General features: G+C 58.5%; 21 protein-coding genes. 17 read left to right on the top strand and 4 right to left on the bottom strand.

What is annotated here, in order from left to right:
- From AC07O1_RS03180 to AC07O1_RS03260, 17 genes are all read left to right on the top strand, one after another.
- Window positions 1–246 (top strand): hypothetical protein (locus tag AC07O1_RS03180; RefSeq protein ID WP_495087891.1); only part of this gene is annotated, 246 nt, incomplete at its 5' end.
- Window positions 236–1729, top strand: a complete 1494-nt coding sequence (gene scpC, locus AC07O1_RS03185; protein WP_495010561.1) for a succinyl-CoA:acetate CoA-transferase ScpC — start codon at window positions 236–238, stop codon at window positions 1727–1729. The genes AC07O1_RS03180 and scpC, both read left to right, overlap by 11 nt.
- A 319-nt stretch (window positions 1730–2048) precedes the next feature.
- Window positions 2049–2264 (top strand): DUF1127 domain-containing protein, encoded by a 216-nt coding sequence (locus AC07O1_RS03190; protein WP_495087892.1) that lies wholly within the window; start codon window positions 2049–2051, stop codon window positions 2262–2264.
- A gap of 271 nt (window positions 2265–2535) precedes the next feature.
- Window positions 2536–2745 (top strand): DUF1127 domain-containing protein, encoded by a 210-nt coding sequence (locus AC07O1_RS03195; RefSeq protein ID WP_495087893.1) that lies wholly within the window; start codon window positions 2536–2538, stop codon window positions 2743–2745.
- 184 nt (window positions 2746–2929) lie between these two features.
- On the top strand, window positions 2930–3247 hold the full coding sequence (locus tag AC07O1_RS03200) for a DUF2388 domain-containing protein (RefSeq protein ID WP_495087894.1): 318 nt from the start codon (window positions 2930–2932) through the stop codon (window positions 3245–3247).
- 107 nt (window positions 3248–3354) lie between these two features.
- Complete coding sequence (locus AC07O1_RS03205; RefSeq protein ID WP_495087895.1) at window positions 3355–3663, top strand: DUF2388 domain-containing protein; 309 nt, start codon at window positions 3355–3357, stop codon at window positions 3661–3663.
- A gap of 26 nt (window positions 3664–3689) precedes the next feature.
- Window positions 3690–4010 (top strand): DUF2388 domain-containing protein, encoded by a 321-nt coding sequence (locus AC07O1_RS03210; protein ID WP_494991159.1) that lies wholly within the window; start codon window positions 3690–3692, stop codon window positions 4008–4010.
- On the top strand, window positions 4007–5968 hold the full coding sequence (locus tag AC07O1_RS03215; protein WP_495087896.1) for a DUF7844 domain-containing protein: 1962 nt from the start codon (window positions 4007–4009) through the stop codon (window positions 5966–5968). Before AC07O1_RS03210 ends, AC07O1_RS03215 begins: the two co-directional genes overlap by 4 nt.
- A 420-nt stretch (window positions 5969–6388) precedes the next feature.
- Complete coding sequence (locus AC07O1_RS03220; protein WP_494991157.1) at window positions 6389–7696, top strand: CitMHS family transporter; 1308 nt, start codon at window positions 6389–6391, stop codon at window positions 7694–7696.
- An 84-nt stretch (window positions 7697–7780) separates the two neighbouring features.
- A complete protein-coding gene (locus AC07O1_RS03225; RefSeq protein WP_494991156.1) occupies window positions 7781–8548 on the top strand; it encodes a TerC family protein in 768 nt (255 codons plus the stop codon).
- A 227-nt stretch (window positions 8549–8775) separates the two neighbouring features.
- Window positions 8776–10434 carry a Na/Pi cotransporter family protein gene (locus AC07O1_RS03230; protein WP_495087897.1) on the top strand — a complete coding sequence of 553 codons (1659 nt, stop codon included), beginning with the start codon at window positions 8776–8778 and terminating at the stop codon, window positions 10432–10434.
- Window positions 10435–10533: 99 nt separating this feature from the next.
- A complete protein-coding gene (locus AC07O1_RS03235) occupies window positions 10534–11928 on the top strand; it encodes a M16 family metallopeptidase (RefSeq protein ID WP_495087898.1) in 1395 nt (464 codons plus the stop codon).
- A gap of 47 nt (window positions 11929–11975) precedes the next feature.
- Window positions 11976–13019 carry a DUF5924 family protein gene (locus AC07O1_RS03240; RefSeq protein ID WP_495087899.1) on the top strand — a complete coding sequence of 348 codons (1044 nt, stop codon included), beginning with the start codon at window positions 11976–11978 and terminating at the stop codon, window positions 13017–13019.
- A gap of 54 nt (window positions 13020–13073) precedes the next feature.
- A complete protein-coding gene (locus AC07O1_RS03245) occupies window positions 13074–14222 on the top strand; it encodes an ABC transporter permease (RefSeq protein WP_495087900.1) in 1149 nt (382 codons plus the stop codon).
- The gene (locus tag AC07O1_RS03250) at window positions 14219–15022 is read left to right on the top strand and encodes an ABC transporter ATP-binding protein (RefSeq protein WP_495010557.1); all 804 of its coding nucleotides are present in this window, start codon (window positions 14219–14221) and stop codon (window positions 15020–15022) included. The genes AC07O1_RS03245 and AC07O1_RS03250 overlap by 4 nt, the downstream gene beginning before the upstream one ends.
- A 1-nt stretch (window position 15023) precedes the next feature.
- Window positions 15024–15962, top strand: coding sequence for an MlaD family protein (locus AC07O1_RS03255; protein ID WP_494991150.1), 939 nt, complete (start codon window positions 15024–15026; stop codon window positions 15960–15962).
- Window positions 15959–16615 (top strand): ABC-type transport auxiliary lipoprotein family protein, encoded by a 657-nt coding sequence (locus AC07O1_RS03260; RefSeq protein ID WP_495010556.1) that lies wholly within the window; start codon window positions 15959–15961, stop codon window positions 16613–16615. Before AC07O1_RS03255 ends, AC07O1_RS03260 begins: the two co-directional genes overlap by 4 nt.
- A 48-nt stretch (window positions 16616–16663) precedes the next feature.
- Here the strand turns inward: AC07O1_RS03260 and AC07O1_RS03265 are convergent, their stop codons facing one another.
- The 4 genes from AC07O1_RS03265 to AC07O1_RS03280 form a co-directional block, all read right to left on the bottom strand.
- On the bottom strand, window positions 16664–17893 hold the full coding sequence (locus tag AC07O1_RS03265; RefSeq protein ID WP_494991148.1) for a nucleoside recognition domain-containing protein: 1230 nt from the start codon (window positions 17891–17893) through the stop codon (window positions 16664–16666).
- A 104-nt stretch (window positions 17894–17997) separates the two neighbouring features.
- Window positions 17998–19329 carry a glutamate/aspartate:proton symporter GltP gene (gene gltP, locus AC07O1_RS03270; RefSeq protein ID WP_494991147.1) on the bottom strand — a complete coding sequence of 444 codons (1332 nt, stop codon included), beginning with the start codon at window positions 19327–19329 and terminating at the stop codon, window positions 17998–18000.
- Between the two features lie 755 nt (window positions 19330–20084).
- Entirely contained in the window at window positions 20085–20249 is a 165-nt protein-coding gene (locus AC07O1_RS03275; protein WP_494991146.1) for a DUF1328 domain-containing protein, read from the bottom strand.
- Between the two features lie 80 nt (window positions 20250–20329).
- Window positions 20330–20617, bottom strand: a complete 288-nt coding sequence (locus tag AC07O1_RS03280; RefSeq protein ID WP_495087901.1) for a hypothetical protein — start codon at window positions 20615–20617, stop codon at window positions 20330–20332.
- Between the last annotated feature and the right edge of the window lie 368 nt (window positions 20618–20985).

The raw sequence follows: 20985 nt of genomic DNA on the forward strand, positions 1-20985 counted from the left end.
GGTTTTTGGCGACGCCAAGAAGGTCATCGAAGATATGGTCAAGGCAGTCGATTAAACCCTGCTTTCGCGCAACACCGCAAACCCCGGCCTGAAGCAGGCAGGGGTTTTTTATTGCCTGCTAAAAACCGACCAAAGGCTCTAAATCAAGGCCCGGCATTCGACCATGGTCGCGGGACGATTTTTTTTGAAATCACTAGACTGCGCATCTTGCTTCCGTTGCCCGAGATAACAATCCATGTACCGTGATCGTATCCGCTTGCCTTCGTTGTTGGATAAGGTAATGAGCGCTGCTGACGCTGCCGCTCTGATTCAGGACGGCATGACCGTCGGCATGAGCGGCTTCACCCGCGCCGGCGAAGCCAAGGCCGTACCCCACGCACTGGCCGAACGCGCCAGGTTCACGCCACTGAAAATCAGCCTGATGACCGGCGCCAGCCTGGGCAACGACCTCGACAAGCAGCTCACTGAAGCCGGTGTTCTGGCCCGCCGTATGCCGTTCCAAGTCGACAGCACACTGCGCAAGGCCATCAACGCAGGCGAGGTGATGTTCATCGACCAGCACCTGTCGGAAACCGTGGAGCAACTGCGCAACCAGCAACTCAAGCTGCCGGACATTGCAGTGATTGAAGCCGTGGCGATCACTGAGCAAGGCCACATCGTGCCGACCACCTCGGTAGGCAACTCGGCCAGCTTCGCGATCTTCGCCAAACACGTGATCGTCGAGATCAACCTGGCACACAATCCCAATCTGGAAGGTCTGCACGACATCTATATCCCGACCTACCGTCCGACCCGCACACCGATTCCGCTGGTCAAGGTTGATGACCGCATCGGCAGCACCGCCATCCCGATCGACCCGGCCAAGATTGTCGCCGTGGTGATTACCAATCAGTCCGACTCGCCCTCCACTGTACTGCCGCCGGATAGCGAAACCCAGGCCATTGCCGACCACCTGATCGACTTCTTCAAACAGGAGGTCGACGCCGGGCGCATGACTAACAAGCTCGGACCTCTGCAAGCCGGTATCGGCAGCATCGCCAACGCAGTGATGTGCGGGCTGATCGACTCGCCATTCGAGGACCTGACCATGTACTCCGAAGTCCTGCAGGACTCGACCTTCGACCTGATCGATGCCGGAAAACTGAGCTTCGCCTCGGGCAGCTCGATCACCCTGTCGAGCCGTCGCAATACTGATGTGTTCGGCAACCTTGAGCGCTACAAGGACAAACTGGTACTGCGTCCACAGGAAATCTCCAACCACCCCGAAGTAGTTCGTCGCCTGGGCATCATCGGCATCAACACCGCGCTGGAGTTCGACCTGTACGGCAACGTCAACTCCACGCACGTCTGTGGTACACGGATGATGAATGGCATCGGCGGCTCGGGCGACTTTGCGCGCAATGCGCACCTGGCGATCTTCGTCACCAAGTCGATTGCCAAAGGCGGCGCGATCTCCAGCGTGGTGCCAATGGTCAGCCACGTGGACCATACCGAGCATGACGTCGACATCCTCGTTACAGAGCAAGGCCTGGCCGACCTGCGAGGCCTGGCGCCGCGGGAGCGGGCGAGGGCGGTCATCGACAACTGCGTGCATCCGGCTTATCGCGAAGCATTGAACGACTACTTCAATGCGGCCTGCGCAGTGGGCGGGCACACTCCGCACATCCTGCGTGATGCACTGAGCTGGCACATCAACCTGGAGGAAACCGGGAAAATGCTCGCGGTGTAATTGATACAGTTGGCAGCTGACGCAAATGCAATTTCGTCAGCTGCTCATAGCTGCAGGAACACCCGCCTAAAACTGTACTGCTGTACCGGTCTTTTCCTACCGAAATCTCCTACCTTTCAGAGCTCAACACCCTAAAACGAACCAAAATAGTGCAGACAGGTACAGTTGCCTCAATTATGAGCAGTACAGCACCTATAAACAGTTAACTGGCCCATCACAATACAGGTGAACTGTATCTAGAGAGACTTGCGCAAGAGGAGGATCATTGGCATCAGTTAAACCACTACCTAATCCCGCCATAAGCGGAAGGATGTCAACCATGGAACGTACACTCAGTTCCGACCTGTTCTTCGAAGACAATGCTGTAAACACCCAGGCTTCCATGCCTCTTCGCGTTATCGCCAACCTGATGCTGTGGCAGCGCCGCATCTCCAGCCGCCATCAACTGGCTCGCCTGGATTCGCGTCTGCTGGCTGACGCAGGGATTAGCGAAGCTCAACGCTACGAAGAGCTGAGCAAGCCGTTCTGGCGCTAAGCTAGCGTCGCTGGCTCTGGCCCTCCCGGCCCACCGCCAGCAACCCGAATTGCACAAACAAAACCCGTCGCAGGCAACTGCGACGGGTTTTGTCGTTTCAGAACCTGTAATCGAGCCTGTACAGAAGATCTGTTTCCTGACAGATACAGTTAATAAACAAGTTAAATTGAACAAGTACAATTTAACGCTGGTGTATCTGTATCCACCAACGCCCAGAGAACAAGATGGTGCCCCAGGGCCGGTACCTCGGCCTGCTCGCAAGGACTGCACCATGAATCGCCTACTGGATACATCGACACCCAACTCTCAACAGCGTTCGTTCGCCAGTGGCCTGGGTCGGCTGTTTGCAGCACTGGCTCGGAGCATGGAAAGAACCCGCACCCGACACTTGCTGGCCCAGCTTAATGCTCAGCAACTGTCCGACCTGGGCATCAGTCACTCCGATCGGCTGGCTGAACTGGATAAACCATTCTGGCGCTAGCCGTACACAGCAGACGAAACGGGACTATTCGAACAGACACGGTGCGGCCTAATATCCGGCAAGAACGTGGCGAACACTGCAGAGCGTGCGTCTGATGCCCAAGGCACTACGCAACTCGCAGTGGCTGCCCGGTGTTTTGACTCGCCCCACTTTTATCTGTTTATTCACAGGAGTTACCCCCCCAATGTCCCGTTTTCGCCTGCTCAGCGCTGCAGCCCTGCTGGCCGTAGCCGCCAATGCGCATGCCTCCAGCCTGATCGTCACCACTGATGCCGTTGTCGGCGCGCTCAAGGGCACATCCGACGCCTCGTCCGATGCCACTTCGTCATTGCGTGACCACAAGATCGTCCTCGCGGCCCGTGACGACGCTGCCAGCTTCGTCGCCAGCGAAGGCGCCATTCGCGGTGTGAAACTGGAAAGCGCTTTTGATTACATTCGCCATCAGGCGCCGCAGTTGAATGCGACCGACGCACAGCTGGCCCAGGCCATCCTGGCGATCTGACCGCAGGTCGGGAAGCGGGGCGCAAACGCTGCGTCCCAATCCTTCGGCGCTGGCTCTGACCCAGGCATTACGCTAGCCTTGGCGCTCGTTTTCAGCTATCGAGCCTCATGCGCTTTCCCTCAGATCTGCTCATCGCCCTGGCATTTATCGCTGTCTGCTGGACAGGTTCGGTCCATGCCTTCGACCTCAGCACGCAAGGCCTTGTAGTCAGCGGCTACGCCACAAGCAAAGTGACGTCCGCGCCCTTCGACAATAAACTGATACTCGCCGCACAGGATGACGCCGCAGCCTTCATTGCCAGTGATGGCCAACTGCGAGGCGCGCAACTGGAATCCGCCCTGGTTTACCTCCATAAGACCCAACCAAAACTTCGTGCCAGTGACCTTGAACTGGCACAGGCAATTCTCGTCCAATAATTACCCATGCTTTTCGGAGTCGTTCCATGCGCAACCCGCTGATTGCTGCCACCCTTGGCCTGCTGCTGTTGGCCGACGCGGTCCAGGCGCACACCCTGGTAGCCACCAGTAACATGATTGTTCGCGCCTCCCGGCGCACAATCGATTTCACTTCCGATACCACCACGTCCATCCGTGACTCAAAAATCGTGCGTGAAGCCCACGACGATGCGGCCAGTTTCGTCGCCAGCAATGGTGATATCCGTGGCGCGCATCTGGAAGCCGCTTTCAACACCTTACGCACCCGCGTACCTGAAGCCCGCGATGCCAGCGATCAGGTACTCGCCGAAGCCATCCTCGCACTGTGAAGCCGCTCGCCGCCTGGATACTGGCCGGGGTTGTTTCGCTGCTGGCCAACACGGCCCAGGCCGACCTGCAATTACGGCTCAAGACCGATGGTCTGAGCCCTGCTGAGCAACACGCCAGCCAGGCACTGCTCGATGAAGCCGTACAGGCTCTGCCACCGCGTTTTACCGAACAACTGGACCGCCGCATCGATGTTGACTGGACCAACGACATGCCAGGCAACGCCTACGGCGAGGCGTCGCTGGTGGCCGAACTTGAGCTCAATCGCAACCTGCTGGCCGGTCTCACCGACGGCTCCGCCGCGACGAAAAAAACCAATCGCCCCCACGGCACCGTGCGCCAGGAAATGCTCGCCACGGTGTTGCACGAACTGACCCACATCTACGATCGCGCGCGTTTATGGCCGGACGCCGAACGCACGCTGATCCAGCGTTGCACACGGCAGAACAACAGCTCAGGACTGATCGGCATCCCGGACCAATGCCGTGGCCAGACGGCGCGGCGCTTTACCCTCAGTGATGACCCGCGCCTGCTGGATCTGGCCGGCTGGCCACAATACGTCGGGCGCCGTGGCGAACGCGAGCAGCACAACCGACAGATCGCCCGCAGCCCGGATATCTACGAGACAAGCAATCCGAAAGAGTTCGTTGCGGTCAACATGGAGTACTTCCTCCTTGACCCGAGCTACGCCTGTCGTCGTCCCGCGCTGTATCGCTACTACAAAGAACATTTCGGCTGGGCGCCCGCCGCCAGGGACACCTGCGCCAAGTCTTTCGCGTTCCTCAACGCCGGCAATGACTTCGCCAAACAACCGCTAGGGCAGGTCGATCCGGAGCGGGTGTATGCCGTCGACTATCTACTGGCCGAAGCCAACCAGAACTGGGTCAGCCGCTGGGGTCATAGCATGTTGCGGCTGGTGATCTGCGCGCCTGGCCGTCCTCGTGGGCCAGACTGCCGACTGGATCTGGACCAGCATCTGGTGCTGTCCTATCGCGCCTTTGTTGGCGACGTGCAATTGTCGAGTTGGGATGGTCTGGTCGGAAAGTATCCGTCTCGACTATTCGTGTTGCCGCTGGCGCAAGTCATCGACGAATACACCAAGACGGAACTCCGTAGCCTGGCCTCGGTGCCTCTCAACCTGTCGCGTAGCGAGATCGAAGACGTGGTCGAGCATGCGGCCGAGATGCACTGGAGCTACGACGGCAACTATTTCTTCCTGTCCAACAACTGCGCGGTCGAAAGCCTCAAGTTGCTTCGCAGCGGCAGCAACAACCCACAGCTGACCGGCCTGGACAGCATCATGCCCAACGGTTTGCTGGAAGTGCTCAAGGGCCGTGGGCTGGCGGACACCAGTGTGCTGGACAACCCGCGCGAGGCCTTGCGTCTGGGCTATCGCTTCGACTCGTTCCGTGACCGTTATCAGGCAATGTTCGAGGTGTTGAAGAAGCATCTGCCGATCAAGCAGAACAGCGTCGAAGACTGGTTATCGCTGAGCGCAACAGAACGCCGCCAATGGTTCGATCAGGCCGACCTGCGCACCAGTGCTGCCTTGCTGCTGCTGGAGCAGGCGAGTTTCCGTCAGCAATTACTGCTGGCTCAGAATGAAGTCAAACAGCGTTACCTCGGTGCGCGCGAGCTGAAAAATGGCGGCATGGATAAAGCCAGCGGCACTTTGCAGCAGATCCTGGCTAACAGCGGCTTCCTCAGCCGACCGGCCGAACTGCTAGGCAGTAGCGGTTATGGCTTGCCTCAGGTCAGTGAGTGGAAGCGGCTGGAATCGGAGAGCAGCCTGCGTCAGAAGCAGCTGCAAGCCTTGACCGGCGATCTTGATAAAGAAGTCCGAGCCTTGCTCGAGCCCGGCCGCGCGGCGGAGATTGCGGCGAATGAGACCAATCTCAAGCAGGTAGGCGAGCATTTGCGGGCGTTGCACAAGGCAGCTGGCGGGCTGGAGCTGCCTTAACCCTGTAACAACTGGCGAAGCCTGCGTTCGGCCGCGAAGCGGTCGTAAATCCTGCCTCCACGGTTAACCTGAAAAACCGCGGTGCCTGATTTTACGACCGCTTCGCGGCCGAACGCAGCCTGGTGGCAGCTGCTACAAGTCCTGGATACGTCCGACATACAACTCGTCAGTCATTTCATCAGCGAAAGCTGGCTGAAAGCTTCCACGATTAGGATCGCCCTCACTGCCGGCACCAGACCGGTTGGCCAAAGCGAGCGTTTCGACCTCATGCGGCCCAATTAACAACAACAATGGTGATTCTGATGTTTGCTGCGACCCGCCTGCTTGCCCCAACTCCCCCCGTACGCCTCGTGCTTTCCGTTCTGCGCTGACCCCAATCGGTTCGCCATTCCCTAGCCGCGCTACGCCTGGAGTATTCCTATGCTGACTTTCCTTGGCTTTGCCATGGTCATCACGTTCATGTTCCTGATCATGACCAAGCGCCTGTCGGCGCTGATCGCGTTGATCATCGTCCCGATCCTGTTCGCCTTATTCGGTGGTTTTGCACCGAAAATCGGCCCGATGATGCTCGAAGGCATCACCAAACTAGCCCCGACCGGGGTGATGCTGATGTTCGCCATTCTCTACTTTGCCTTGATGATCGACTCCGGACTGTTCGACCCGGCGGTGCGCAAGATCCTCAAGCTGGTCAAGGGCGATCCGCTGAAAGTCTCGGTCGGTACCGCGGTACTGGCACTGATCGTGTCCATGGACGGTGATGGCGCCACAACCTATATGATTTGCGTGGCCGCCATGCTGCCGCTCTACAGCCGCATCGGCATGAGCCCGCGGATCATGGCCGGTTTGATCATCCTCGCCGGCGGCGTGATGAATATGACGCCGTGGGGCGGCCCGACTGCTCGCGCAGCCAGCGCCCTGCATGTCGACCCGTCGGACATCTTCGTTCCAATGATCCCGGCGATGCTCGCCGGTGTCGTGGCGATCCTGGTCATTGCCTACATGTACGGCAAACGCGAACGTGCGCGTCTGGGTGAGTTGCACCTGCATGGTGACGAAATCGACCACAGCGAAATCAGCGTTTCGCAGTTCCCGGATGCCCGTCGTCCGAAACTGATCTGGTTCAACGGCGCACTGACTCTGGCGCTGATGTGCACACTGGTCGCCGGTCTGCTGCCATTGCCGGTGTTGTTCATGGTCGCCTTCAGTATCGCCATGATCGTCAACTACCCATGCCTGCAGCAACAGAAGGACCGCGTCGCGGCCCACGCCGGTAGCGTACTGGCAGTGGTCGGGCTGATTTTTGCCGCGGGTATCTTCACGGGCATACTGTCCGGCACCGGCATGGTCGACGCGATGTCGAAAAGCTTGCTGTCGGTGATCCCGGACGCACTCGGCCCGTACCTCGCCATGATCACTGCGCTGGTGAGCATGCCGTTCACCTTCTTCATGTCCAACGATGCTTTTTATTACGGCGTATTACCGGTTCTCGCCGAAGCCGCCAGCCACTACGGCATCACGGCTGTGGAGATGGCTCGTGCTTCGATCGTCGGTCAACCCGTCCACTTGCTGAGCCCGCTGGTGCCGTCGACCTATCTGCTGGTGGCGCTGGCCGGAATCGAATTCGGTGATCACCAGCGCTTCACCCTCAAGTGGGCAGTGCTGGTATGCCTATGCATAATGTTCGCTGCTTTGCTGATGGGGATTTTTCCGCTGTTCAGCACTCTATAGGCCCAAGACTCACCGCGCCGGGCCTGAACTTCGATTCTCGAAGCATGGCCCGGCGCGGTTTAACACTCGCTCAAAGGAATACACATGGAATGGCTGACCAACCCGGAAATCTGGGTTGCCTTCTTTACGCTGACCGCCCTGGAAATCGTCCTGGGCATCGACAACATCATCATGATCTCGATCCTGGTCAGCCGCATGCCCAAGCACATGCAGGCGCGCACGCGGATTTTCGGATTGGCGCTGGCCATGGTCACGCGGATTCTGTTGTTACTGTCGATCACTTGGGTCATGCGTCTCACGGCTGATCTGTTCGTGGTCTTCGGTCAGGGTATTTCCGGTCGCGACCTGATCCTGTTCTTCGGTGGCCTGTTCCTGCTCTGGAAAAGCTCCCAGGAGATGTACCACGCGCTGGAGGGCGAAGATGAAACCGACGGCGAGCCGACAGGCAAGGGCGGTAATTTCTTTTACACCATCATTCAGATCGCGATCATCGACATCGTCTTCTCCCTGGACTCAGTGATCACCGCAGTCGGCATGGTTTCCCATGTGCCGGTCATGATCGCTGCAATTATCGTCGCGGTACTGGTGATGATGATGGCTTCCGGCACCATCAGCGAATTCATCGACAAGCACCCGTCGCTGAAAATGCTCGCGCTGTCGTTCCTTCTGGTGGTCGGCACGGTCCTGATTGCCGAGGCCTTCGATGTGCATGTACCAAAAGGCTACGTCTACTTCTCCATGGCGTTCTCGCTGGCGGTGGAAGCGATCAACATCAAGATGCGTACTGCCATCGCGAAAAAGCGCAAACAACAAGATCCCGTGAAACTACGCAAGGACATTCCGGGTCAATAACCTGAGAGCGCGCAGTTAAGGAAGGGGCTTTCGAGCCCCTTTTTTGCGCCTGCACGCTGTCACAAAAGAAGCTGAATTAATGACAGTTTTGTTTCAATCGACTCTTTAGCTATGCGATGCTGGCGTCCAACACCTTAGCCAGCTACAGCTTAAGTACAGAACGTAAGACGTCGCGCGGCACCGTCGACTTGCCCCTTTGGGGCGCTATTCACCACAGGGGCCCCAGCATGCTGACCCTGCTCAATTTACTATCCGCCGTGACCTTATTGATTTGGGGCACGCACATCGTCCGAACCGGCATCCTGCGGGTCTACGGCTCGAATCTGCGCCACGTGATCAGCCAGAATATGTCCAGGCGCCCGCTGGCTTTTGTCGCCGGAATTCTGGTAACCGCCATGGTCCAGAGCAGCAACGCCACGGCCATGCTGGTCACCTCGTTCGTTAGCCAAGGCTTGATGGCGCTGACACCTGCGCTGGCGACCATGCTGGGCGCCGACGTTGGTACAGCGTTAATGGCGCGGGTACTGACCCTCGACCTGTCCTGGCTGTCGCCGCTGTTGATTTTTCTTGGGGTGATTTTCTTTCTGTCGCGTAAACAGACCCGCGTCGGACAATTGGGGCGGGTTGGCATCGGTCTGGGGTTGATCATCCTCGCCCTGCAACTGATCGTCGAAGCCGCTGTGCCCATCACCCATGCGCAAGGCGTGAAGGTAGTATTTGCCTCCCTGACCGGCGATATCCTGCTCGACGCCTTGGTCGGCGCGCTATTTGCGATGATCTCCTACTCCAGCCTTGCGGCGGTCCTGCTGACGGCGACCTTGGCCAGCGCGGGCGTGATCAGCTTGCCAGTGGCCATCGGCCTGGTGATCGGAGCGAACATTGGCAGTGGTGTGCTGGCCTTCCTCAGTACCAGCATGCAGAACGCCGCTGGCCGGCAAGTGGCACTGGGTAGTCTGCTGTACAAGCTGATCGGCCTGCTGTTGATCATCCCTGTACTCACTCCGCTGGTGAAGTGGATGGACGCTCTGCACTTCCGACCTCAAGGGCTGGTGATCGGTTTTCATCTGCTCTACAACTCCGTGCGCTGCCTGCTGTTGTTGCCCAGCGTCGGGCCGATGGCACGGATCTGTAGCTGGCTACTACCCCAGCGCTCGGAAGCAAACGGGCTGGCTCGACCCCGCCACCTGGACACGACTGCCCTGGTCACACCGAGCCTGGCGCTGGCCAACGCGGCGCGGGAAACCTTGCGTATCGGTGACCTGATCGACAACATGCTTGAAGCGATGCTCGATGTGCTGCGCGGTAAACAAACCGCTGTCACCCTGGAAGTACGCCGTTTGAGCGACGACGTTGAGGTGCTTTACAGCGCGATCAAGCTGTATCTGGCGCAGATGCCCCGCGAGGACCTCGGCGAGCAGGACAGTCGCCGCTGGGCCGAGATCATCGAGCTGGCGATCAACCTGAAGCTCGCCGGGGATTTGATCGAGCGCATGCTGCGCAAGGTTCAACAGCAGAAGACCTCGCAACGCCGCTCCTTCTCCGATGTGGGCCTGGAAGAACTGGCGGACTTGCACAGCCAACTGATCGCCAACTTGCGCCTGGGCCTGTCGGTGTTCCTCAGCGCCGACAAGGAAAGCGCACGGCAACTGCTGCGTGAAAAACGCCGCTTCCGCGCGCTGGAGCGGCGTCTGGCCCATGCTCACGTCAGCCGTCTGCAACGCAAGATCGTGCAAAGCATCGAGACCAGTTCGCTGCATCTGGAGTTGATTGCAGACATGAAGCGTCTGAATTCGCTGTTCTGCAGCAGCGCCTATGCGGTGCTGGAGACCACCGACACCGGAGCGCTGGCGGTGGACGATGTTGCTGACATCACACATTCGCCTTGAACGTCTGGCTTTGGTAGAAGTCAGTTAAAACTGAAAGCGCGACCGTTTCGTGGATCGTTCGCAGCCTTCGGCAGCTCCTACCCCGCCAGGAAGCCCGTCATGCGTTGCCTGTTGTTCGTTTTTCTGTTGCTCGGCTCAACCCATTCTATTGCCCTGGATCGTTTCCAGGTCGAGGGCTATCTGCTGCCCAACGGCCTGCAATTGCTGCTCAAACCCGGCAGCGAACGCGGCCATGTGGCGATTCGTCTGGTAGTCGGCGTTGGCCTGGATGATTTCAGCTGTGCCAACAAGGAGCTCCCGCACCTGTTCGAACACTTGCTGTTCAGCGGCATCGATGCCAGCGGTGAGGGCGGGCTGGAAGAACGCATGCAGGCACTGGGCGGCGAATGGAACGCCTACACCAGCAACGCCGACACCACTTTCGTCATCGAAGCCCCAGCGAAGAACCAACGCAAAGTCCTCGACCTGTTACTGGCACTGCTGACCCGCACCGAGATTGACGACACTGCCATCACTGCCGCCAAACAAGTCGTCGAACGTGAAGATGGCGGTCATTATTCGCACCTGCAGCGCTGGCTGGACCGCCAGGACCTGGGTCATAAGGCCAGCAATCAGTTGGCGGTGGAACTCGGTCTCAAATGCACCGAGCGGGCCGAGGTCGACCACCTGACCCGCGAACAACTGGAGCAACTGCGCAAAGCCTGGTACGCCCCCAACAACATGACCCTGATTGTCGTCGGCGAACTTGACCGCCTGCTGCCGGCGTATCTGGAACGCACCTATGGTCAACTGGATCCGGTCGACCCCAGCGAGCACTTGCCACTGCCCGAAATTCAGACCAAAGCTGCCCCGCAGCGCAGCTTGATCCAGGGCTGGGTCGGTGGTGGCGCCAAACTGCACTGGCTATTCCCCGAGCCAGTACTGGACAACCAACCCGACGAAACCTTCGACCTGCTCAAGGACTACCTGGATTGGGAGCTGTATCGCCAACTGCGCCTGGACCATGGGCTGTCCTACGGCCCCTGGAGCGAACGCGAAGTGTTCGGTGGCGTCGGTTTTTTCAGCCTGAACGCCGACCTGGAGCGCGATGATCTGCCGCAGGCTGAGCAAGTGCTCAATGACATGAAGGCCCGCCTGCTCAAGGACGGACTCGACCCCACCACCTTCGCTCGCCTGCAGCAGGCCGCCGTTGCCCGTCAGGCATGGGCAGTGCAAGGCAATAGCGCTCTGGCCGATTACTACTGGAGCGCGCTGGGCAATTACGAGGATGGGCGTTTTGCCGACCCGGCCAGACGTCTGCAAGCAGTCAGCCTGGGGCAAGCCAACCAGGCCATGCGCCAGTTGCTCAACCAGCCCGGCTACTTGCGCATCGAGAAGCCCTTGCTCAGTTATGACGCGTTGAGCGGGCTGGTTGCAGGCATATTCGCTCTGTTGATGACGTTACTGCTCGGCGGGCGGTTCTATCGCAAACAGATCCGCTCTAGACGCAGCTAAGACGTTATTCTGTCGGGGATTTTTCCCTTGAGACTGCGAACCGCCGAATGCCTGACTGGACTCTTTACATACAGCGCATGCTGGAGCTGATGAAGCGCTATCCAGGAGTGATAGCACTCGGCGGTTTTATCTCTGGGATCGGCAGCTTCATTCTGGTGGATCGCCAGCAAAGCCTGGCGACCTGGATCGCAACCATCATGCTGGTGAGCTGGGTCTGGCTGATGCTGGAAAACAGTCTCACCCAGCTGTTCACCAAGGTTTTCAAGCGCGAGATCCCGCAACCCTTGCTGCGTTATGCGACGCAGATGATCCATCAGGAAAGTCTGTTCTTCGTCCTGCCGTTCTTCTTTATCACCACCACCTGGAACAGCGGGCAACTGGTATTCACCAGTCTGCTCGGCGCAGCGGCACTGATTTCGATTACCGATCCGCTGTATTACAAATGGCTGGCACCACGCCGCTGGCTGTTTCTGGCACTGCACACCCTGACGTTGTTTGCCGCGTTGCTGACGGCGTTGCCGATCATTGTGCACCTGACCACCACTCAAAGCTTCATGCTGGCGCTGGGCATCGCCATGCTGTTGTCTTTCCCGAGCCTGGCGTCGAGTTTTCCAATCCGCAACTGGCGCGGAGGGCTGATGTTACTGGGGATAACATTGGCTATCGGCGGCGCCGGTTGGCTGCTGCGCTCCTGGGTGCCACCGGCGACCCTGTGGATGACCGAGGTGGCGATCAGCACTGAACTCCAGGGCAGAACCCCAGGCGACGACCTGGACGAAGTCAGCGCCAGCCAGGTGCGCAGCAGCGGTCTGTATGCCTACACGGCGATCAACGCGCCACGGGGGCTGGACGAGCGGATTTACCACGTCTGGCAGTTTGAGGGTAAAGAGGTCGACCGCATCGCCCTGGATATTCACGGTGGGCGAAAGGAAGGCTACCGGGCCTGGACCCACAAACAGAACTTTCCGGACAATCCGGTTGGCCGCTGGCAGGTTCGCGTGCTGACCGAAGACGGTCAGATGATCGGCGTATTGCGCTTTGACGTGACCGACAAAGGCCAAGGCGTCGAGACGCCTGGCGAGGCAAAGTAACCGTGATCGTGCTATTACGTAGCACTGTGTAATAGCCGAACAAGCACAGAGCTTATGAGCAGTAGCACGATGGCCGGCAACGCCCAACTGGATACGTCGAACACCCCTGCGAGGCTGCGGGTCACGGGCGACTGGACGCTTGCCCATTACACCGATCTCAAGCGACTGACCGATGATCTTCACGGCCAGTACGACGACACTACCCACATCGACCTTAATAACCTCGGCGCGCTCGACACCGCCGGAGCGTCGCTGCTGGTAGAACTGCTGGGCGCCGAACGGCTTGGCAAATCCACCGAACATCCCGATTGCAGCCTGTCCTCCGCCCACCGCGCGCTGCTGCAAACCGTCTACTGCTCGCTGACTGACTTCTGTGTACCGGTCAAAGAACCTGAGGTGAGTGTCGGCATCCAACTGCTGACTCGAATTGGCCGCGCCGTCGACGCGGTCTGGCAGGACACCTTGCAACTGCTGGGCTTTATTGGTCTGATCCTCCAAACGCTGGTGCGCAACCTGTTGCGGCCCAAGCACTGGCGCATCACTCCGACGGTCGCGCACATCGAGCAGACCGGCCTCGACGCGGCGCCTATCGTTGCCTTGCTGACCTTTCTGGTGGGTGCGGTAGTGGCCTTTCTCGGTGCCACAGTGCTGGCCAGTTTTGGTGCAAGCGTCTTTACCGTGGACCTGGTCGCGTTCTCCTTCCTGCGGGAGTTCGGCGTATTGCTCACCGCGATATTGATGGCCGGGCGAACAGCCAGTGCGTTCACCGCGCAAATCGGCTCAATGAAGGCCAACGAAGAGATCGACGCGATTCGTACACTCGGCCTCGATCCCGTCGAGCTGCTGGTACTGCCCCGCGTTCTGGCGCTGCTCGTGGCGCTGCCGATGCTGACCTTTCTGGCGATGCTCTCGGGCATTGTCGGCGGCGGAGTGGTCTGTGCGCTCTCGCTGGGTATTTCGCCGGCGATGTTTCTCTCACTGCTGCAATCGGATATCGGGATTCAGCACTTTCTGGTCGGGATGGTGAAAGCACCGATCTTCGCTTTCCTGATCGCAGCGATCGGCTGTCTGGAAGGTTTCAAGGTCAGTGGCAGTGCCGAATCAGTAGGCGCTCACACCACCTCCAGTGTGGTGCAGTCGATCTTTGTGGTGATTGTTCTCGACGCCGTGGCCGCGTTGTTCTTTATGGAGATGGGCTGGTGAGTCGTTTACCCCGTACGCCCGCCGAGGCGGTGATCGAGGTCCGTGGGCTGTGCAATCGCTTCGGCAGCCAGAGCGTGCATGAAAATCTCGACCTGGATTTGTACAAGGGCGAGATTCTCGCCGTGGTCGGCGGCTCCGGCAGTGGCAAGTCCGTGCTGTTGCGCAGCATCATTGGTCTACGTCGGCCCAGCGAAGGATCGGTGCGGGTGTTTGGCCAGGATTTGCCGAACCTCCCAGAACACGAGCGTTCGCGGGTGGAACGGCGCTTGGGTGTACTGTTTCAGAAGGGCGCGTTATTTTCCTCGCTGACGGTCACCGAAAACGTTGCGCTGCCGCTGATCGAGCACGCGGGTTTGAGCCGTCCCGACGCCGAACACCTGGCAGCGGTGAAACTCGCGCTGGCCGGTCTGCCGCTGTCGGCCGCGGAAAAATACCCGTCCTCGCTGTCCGGCGGCATGATCAAGCGCGCGGCGCTGGCCCGGGCCTTGGCGCTGGACCCGGACATCCTGTTTCTCGATGAGCCGACTGCCGGTCTCGACCCGATTGGCGCCGCCGCCTTCGATCAGTTGATCCTGACCCTGCGCGATGCGTTGGGCCTGAGCGTGTTTCTGGTCACCCACGACCTCGACACGCTGTACACCATCACCGACCGGGTCGCGGTGCTGGCGCAAAAAAAAGTGCTGGTGGCGGACGCCATCGACAAAGTCGCCGAGACCGACGACGCCTGGATTCACGAATACTTCCATGGCCCTCGCGGCCGCGCGGCATTCCAAGCAGCTTCACAGCTCAACGAGGTATGACATGGAAACCCGAGCCCATCATGTATTAATCGGCCTGTTCACCGTGATTGTGGTGGTAGGCGCCTTGCTGTTCGGTCTGTGGCTGGCCAAATCCAGTGTCGACACCGAATTCAAGGATTACGAGATCGTCTTCAATGAGGCGGTCAGCGGCTTGTCCAAGGGCAGCCCGGTGCAGTACAGCGGAATCAAGGTTGGTGACGTGATCTCGCTGCGACTGGACCCGAAAGACCCGCGTCGGGTGCTGGCGCGAATCCGTCTGAGCGGCGAAACCCCGATCAAGGAAGACACTCAGGCCAAACTGGCCCTGACCGGGATCACCGGCACCTCAATCATCCAGCTCAGCGGTGGTACGCCGCAAAGCCCCGAACTCAGAGGGCACGACGGTAATCTGCCGGAGATCGTCGCCTCGCCGTCGCCGATTGCCCGGCTGCTGACCAATAGCGATGACCTGATTAGCAGCGTCAACTTGCTACTTAACAACGCCAACCAAATGATGTCGCCAGATAACGTTGAGCGCATCAGCAGCACTCTCGAGCATCTGGAGCAAACTACCGGAGCCATCGCCGATCAGCGTGGAGACATTCGCCAGACCATGCAGCAGCTTGTTTCTGTAGGAAAACAGGCCAGTGCCACCCTGGAACAAACCACCACACTGATGCGCAATGCCAACGGTTTGCTCAACGATCAAGGCAAGCAGATGTTCGGCAGTGCCAAACAGGCCATGCAGTCTCTGGAGCAGAGCAGCGCGACCATCAACAAACTGCTGACAGACAATCAGGACTCGCTCAACAACGGTATGCAGGGATTGAACGGGTTGGCCCCGGCCGTGCGTGAACTGCGCGAGACCCTGAATTCGCTACGAGCTATCTCCAACCGTCTGGAAGCCAACCCCAGTGGTTACCTGCTGGGCAGCGACAAGAACAAGGAGTTCACGCCATGAAGCTCGCCTGCCGTGTAGTCGGCCACCTCACACTGATCACCAGCTTCGCGCTGACCGGCGCCTGCTCGATCCTGCCCAAGTCGGAACCGGCCGATGTCTATCGGCTACCCACGGCGCAGAGCAGCACACCGACGCCTCGCGGCAGTGCGCTGCCATGGTCATTGCGCCTGGCCAAACCGCAAGCCAGCGAAACCTTGAACAGTCCGAAAATTGCCGTCGTGCCACAGGGCGATCTGATCAGCAGCTACAAGGCTTCACGCTGGAGCGACCCGGCGCCAATCCTGTTACGCAACCGTCTGCTCGACGCCTTTCAACATGACGGACGGGTGCAGTTGCTCAGTACCGACGACAGTAATCTGCAGGCTGATTTTGAGTTAGGCGGGGAATTGCAGGCGTTTCAGACCGAGTATCAGGGTGGCGCCGTGGAAGTGGTGGTTCGCCTGGATGCACGACTGGTGCGCGGCAATGATCAACGGATCATCGCCAGCCGCCGCTTTGAAGTGCGTCAACCGCTGAGCGATCCGAAAGTCCCGGCGGTGGTCGCAGGTTTCGGTCAGGCCAGCGACAAGCTGACTGGCCAGGTAATTAGCTGGGCAGTAGAGCAGGGGCAGAGACATGCTCTGGTTATCAAGAGCGGCACAAGCCCCTTGTAGCAGCCTTCGGCAGCTGCTGCGGGGGCATGTGTGCTTTCGCTTTCCGGTTCAGCCAAAGAACCAGTAACACACCCCGATTGCCGCCACTACACCGGCAAATTCAGCCAGCAGCGCGCAGCCCACGGCGTGGCGAGCCCGCTGAATGTTGACGGCACCGAAGTACACCGCCAGCACATAGAAGGTGGTTTCCGTGCTGCCCTGAATGACGGCCGCCGCCCGTGCCGGGAAGCTGTCCACACCCTGAGTTTTCATGGTTTCGATCAGCATTGCCCGAGCGGCGCTGCCAGAGAAGGGTTTGACCATCGCCGTCGGCAACGCGTCGACGAATCGCGTGTCCCAGCCGGCCCATGCCACCAGGTGACGAATCCCGTCCAGACCAAAGTCCAGCGCCCCCGACGCCCGCAATACGCCTACCGCACAGAGCATCGCCACCAGATATGGCAGCAGGTTCTTGGCGACATCAAAGCCTTCCTTGGCGCCTTCGACGAACGCTTCGTAAACCTTGACCTTGCGCAGCGCGCCAATCACCAGGAACAGCATGATCAGCCCGAACATCGTCAGATTACCGAGAATCGACGAGAGGCTTGCCAGAGCTGTGGAGGAAAGCGTCGCCAGCAACGCCATGAAGCTGCCCAACACCAGCGCACCCGGAATCAGATAAGCCAGCACCACCGGGTCCCACAGCCGCAAGCGCTGCACGATTGCCACCGACAGCAAACCCGTCAGGGTCGAGGCGCTGGTGGCCAGCAAGATCGGCAGGAATACCAGTGTTGGATCGGCAGCACCTTGCTGCGCGCGGTACATGAAGATCGTTACGGGCAGCAGGGTCAGCGATGACGCGTTCAGCACCAGAAACAGAATCTGTGCGTTGCTCGCCGTGGTCGTGCTGGGGTTGAGCTCCTGCAAGGCGCGCATGGCCTTCAAGCCGATCGGCGTGGCCGCATTGTCCAGGCCCAGGCCATTGGCGGCGAAGTTCAGGGTGATCAAACCAATGGCCGGGTGGCCAGCGGGCACTTCCGGCATCAGGCGCAGAAACAGTGGACCCAGCACCTTGGCCAGCCAGTCGACGATCCCGGCCTTTTCGGCGATCCGCAGAAAGCCCAGCCAGAGGGTCAGGGTGCCAAACAGCAGAACCATCACATCCACCGACAACTTGGCCATGGCGAAGATACTTTCCACCATCGCCGCGAAGATCCCGGCATTACCGCCAATCAACCACTGCGCCAGTGCCGAAACGGCAGCCACGATGAAGAAGCCAAGCCATAGGCCATTGAGCATCAGTTAAATCCCCCAGAAGATGCGGCGAATAATAGCGGTCAGATACCAGAAACAACAAACCCCGGTTTCCCGGGGTTTGTTGTAGGTGCGTGGCTCGAAGGAGCTTAGCTGTTGGAGACTTCACCCTTGGGCAACGGCTCCTTGCTGCGCCAGTGCGGCAGGGAGTTCCAGTAGCGCTCGCCCTTGGCGTCGTCGTACATGCCTTCCCAACGGGAGATGACCAATACAGCGAGGGCGTTGCCGATCACGTTCAGCGCAGTACGGGCCATATCCATGATGCGGTCGACACCCGCGATGAACGCCAGACCTTCCAATGGAATGCCGACACTGCCCAGAGTCGCCAGCAGCACCACGAAGGACACACCCGGCACACCGGCGATACCTTTGGAGGTAACCATCAGGGTCAGCACCAGCAGTAATTGCTGGCTGATGGACAGATCGATGCCGTACAGCTGCGCGATGAAGATCGCCGCGATGCTTTGATACAGGGTCGAACCGTCAAGGTTGAAGGAGTAGCCGGTCGGCACTACGAAGCTGCAAATGGCTTTCGGCGCGCCGTAGGCTTCCATCTTCTCGATCACTCGCGGCAGCACGGTTTCCGAGCTGGCAGTGGAGTAGGCGAGTACCAGCTCATCTTTGAAGATGCGCATCAGCTTGATCACCGAGAAGCCGAACAGACGAGCAACCAGGCCCAGTACCACGAAGGCGAAAAAGGCGATTGCCACGTAGACCAGGATCACCAGCTTGGCCAGCGGCAGCAGGGAAGCGAAACCGAAGTTGGCAACAGTCACCGCGATCAGTGCGAAAACGCCAATCGGGGCGTAGCTCATGATCATGTGGGTGACTTTGAACATGCTTTCCGACACGCCCTGGAACATCTTCACCAGCGGTTCGCGCAGATCCGATTGCAGGCTCGACAGACCGAGACCAAACAGTACGGAGAAGAAGATGATCGGCAGCATCTCGCCACGCGCCATGGCGGCAAAAATGTTCGATGGAATCAGGTTGAGGATGGTTTCGATGAACGCGTGTTGATGCTGAACCTCGGCTGCGGTCGCCTGGTACTTGGAGATATCCACAGTACCCAGGGTGCTCATGTCGATGCCCGAGCCTGGGTGAAACAGGTTGGCCAGCACCAACCCCACCAGAATGGCGATGGTGGTGACAATTTCAAAGTAAAGGATGGTCTTGAGACCGATGCGCCCGAGCTTCTTCGCATCACCCACGCCGGCAATACCGACGACCAGCGAGGAGATCACGATCGGAATCACGATCATTTTGATCAGCCGGATAAAGATATCGCCCGCCGGTTGCAGGACGTTGCTGATCCACCAGGCTTTTTCGGCACTGAAATGGTTGAGCAGCGCCCCAATTGCAATCCCCAAAACCAGACCGATGAGGATCTGCCAGGCGAGGCTAAGCTTTGCCTTCTTCATATCATTACCCTTTCTTATAAGTGGACTCGGGAAGATGCGCGAACTGGAACGCTCAAGTGCGGAAAAGTCTGTGCATCTACCCCCGTAAAAAATCACCGCGAGCGAGCATTTACGGCTCTCTGGCTGGCGGAAAAAGGCGCAACTATTCCGATGCAAGAGAGGCGCGTCTAATGCTGTAAACGCCTACCCTATGCCGAATCGGCATGAGCTTTTTTGAACAAACCCATCGTCCCAACCGGTTCGAATACGACACTAAAGAAGTCATAAGCGCCATGAGACGGCCATTACAGGCGATATGCGGGATTTATTGGCGGCATGAATAACGACGAAATCCGGGAAATTTCCTACGCCTAGGAGCGAAAACAGAGCCCGAATAAAAGACGAGTTTCTCGATATACGGTCGCGATAAAGCACCGTAAAACGGTTGAGAAAAACGCAGAGAGGACATTTCAGGGGATAAGCGCATGAGGATCCAGCGGATCGCTCTAGAACAAGCCTTTGCGTGTTCAAGCGCGCCGCAGGTCCGCGAAATCCTCAACGACTCGTGAACTTGCGGCGCAGCTTTTTCTGACCCGGCCCTTACGGAGGCACCCCTTGTACCCCTAGGTCACTCCGATTCCACATCAATCAGAACGTCCCGACCCCTTGGTCATACGCCTGCCTTCATCGGGTGGCGCAAATAGAAAGAAGCCAGGGCCTCTTTCCAGAGCAGAACTCGGTGTCTTTAACAAAACGCTCGTATTCAACCTCGGTCTTCAACCTCGGTCGCGACGGCCAAAGAAGAAAGACGCAATAAACATCACCAGGAACACGACAAAGAGAATTTTGGCGATACCCGTGGCGGTGCCCGCGATGCCACCGAAGCCCAACACCGCAGCCACAATGGCAATGATCAAGAATGTGATTGCCCAGCTCAACATAACAATTCTCCTTACGCGTCTAATGGAGTGTTGCTTGTATCGCGATTCCTGGTGCAGCTTCCCCCACGCCGGTCTTATGCCTAAAACACCCAACGCTTCTGAGGGATGGATTCAACTACTGCCTGTGCCTGGTCAACACCCATCAGGTGCACTGGGGCAGAGTCAGCAAACTGGCTGCTGAGCGCGCTGAAATGCATTTGGTTTGTGTAATGAGGTGGCAAACGCAGCGCCATTTCCTGCTGGCTCTGACCCCAACGCTGAAACTGCTGACCACCAATGAGCATGACAAGCAGTGCCAAACTTGCAAACAACCCTTGCTGTATATGCAGTAGCGAAATATGCATTTGGGCGAGACGTTGGCGATTCATCCTCAAGCTCCTCCCATACGGGTGGTCATTCGGAAGAAGGCGCCCTTCAATAGCGCCTTTGGCTATTCAAACTGTTGCAGCCTGCATGCCAGCTTTAATTTCACAATAAGTTAAACAAAATCAGTAGGTTATAAACGTTACAAAAGTGCTTTCAAACGCATCTTGCACGATGACTCCCTATGGGTCGTGCGTAATGCACGATCCATAGGGAGGGAATTGAAAAGCCCTGGAGCCGGAAGATAGCGGTGGATGTCAGAAGGGAGGGTCAAGGAGCAATCAGGCCTCTACATAAAACCATTATTAATCAGCATGTTATAAACAAATCAATAGGTCGCTAACCTGCATCTAGTGGAATCAATCAGAATCGA

Source organism: Pseudomonas sp. GW821-FHT07G10, assembly GCF_059418545.1.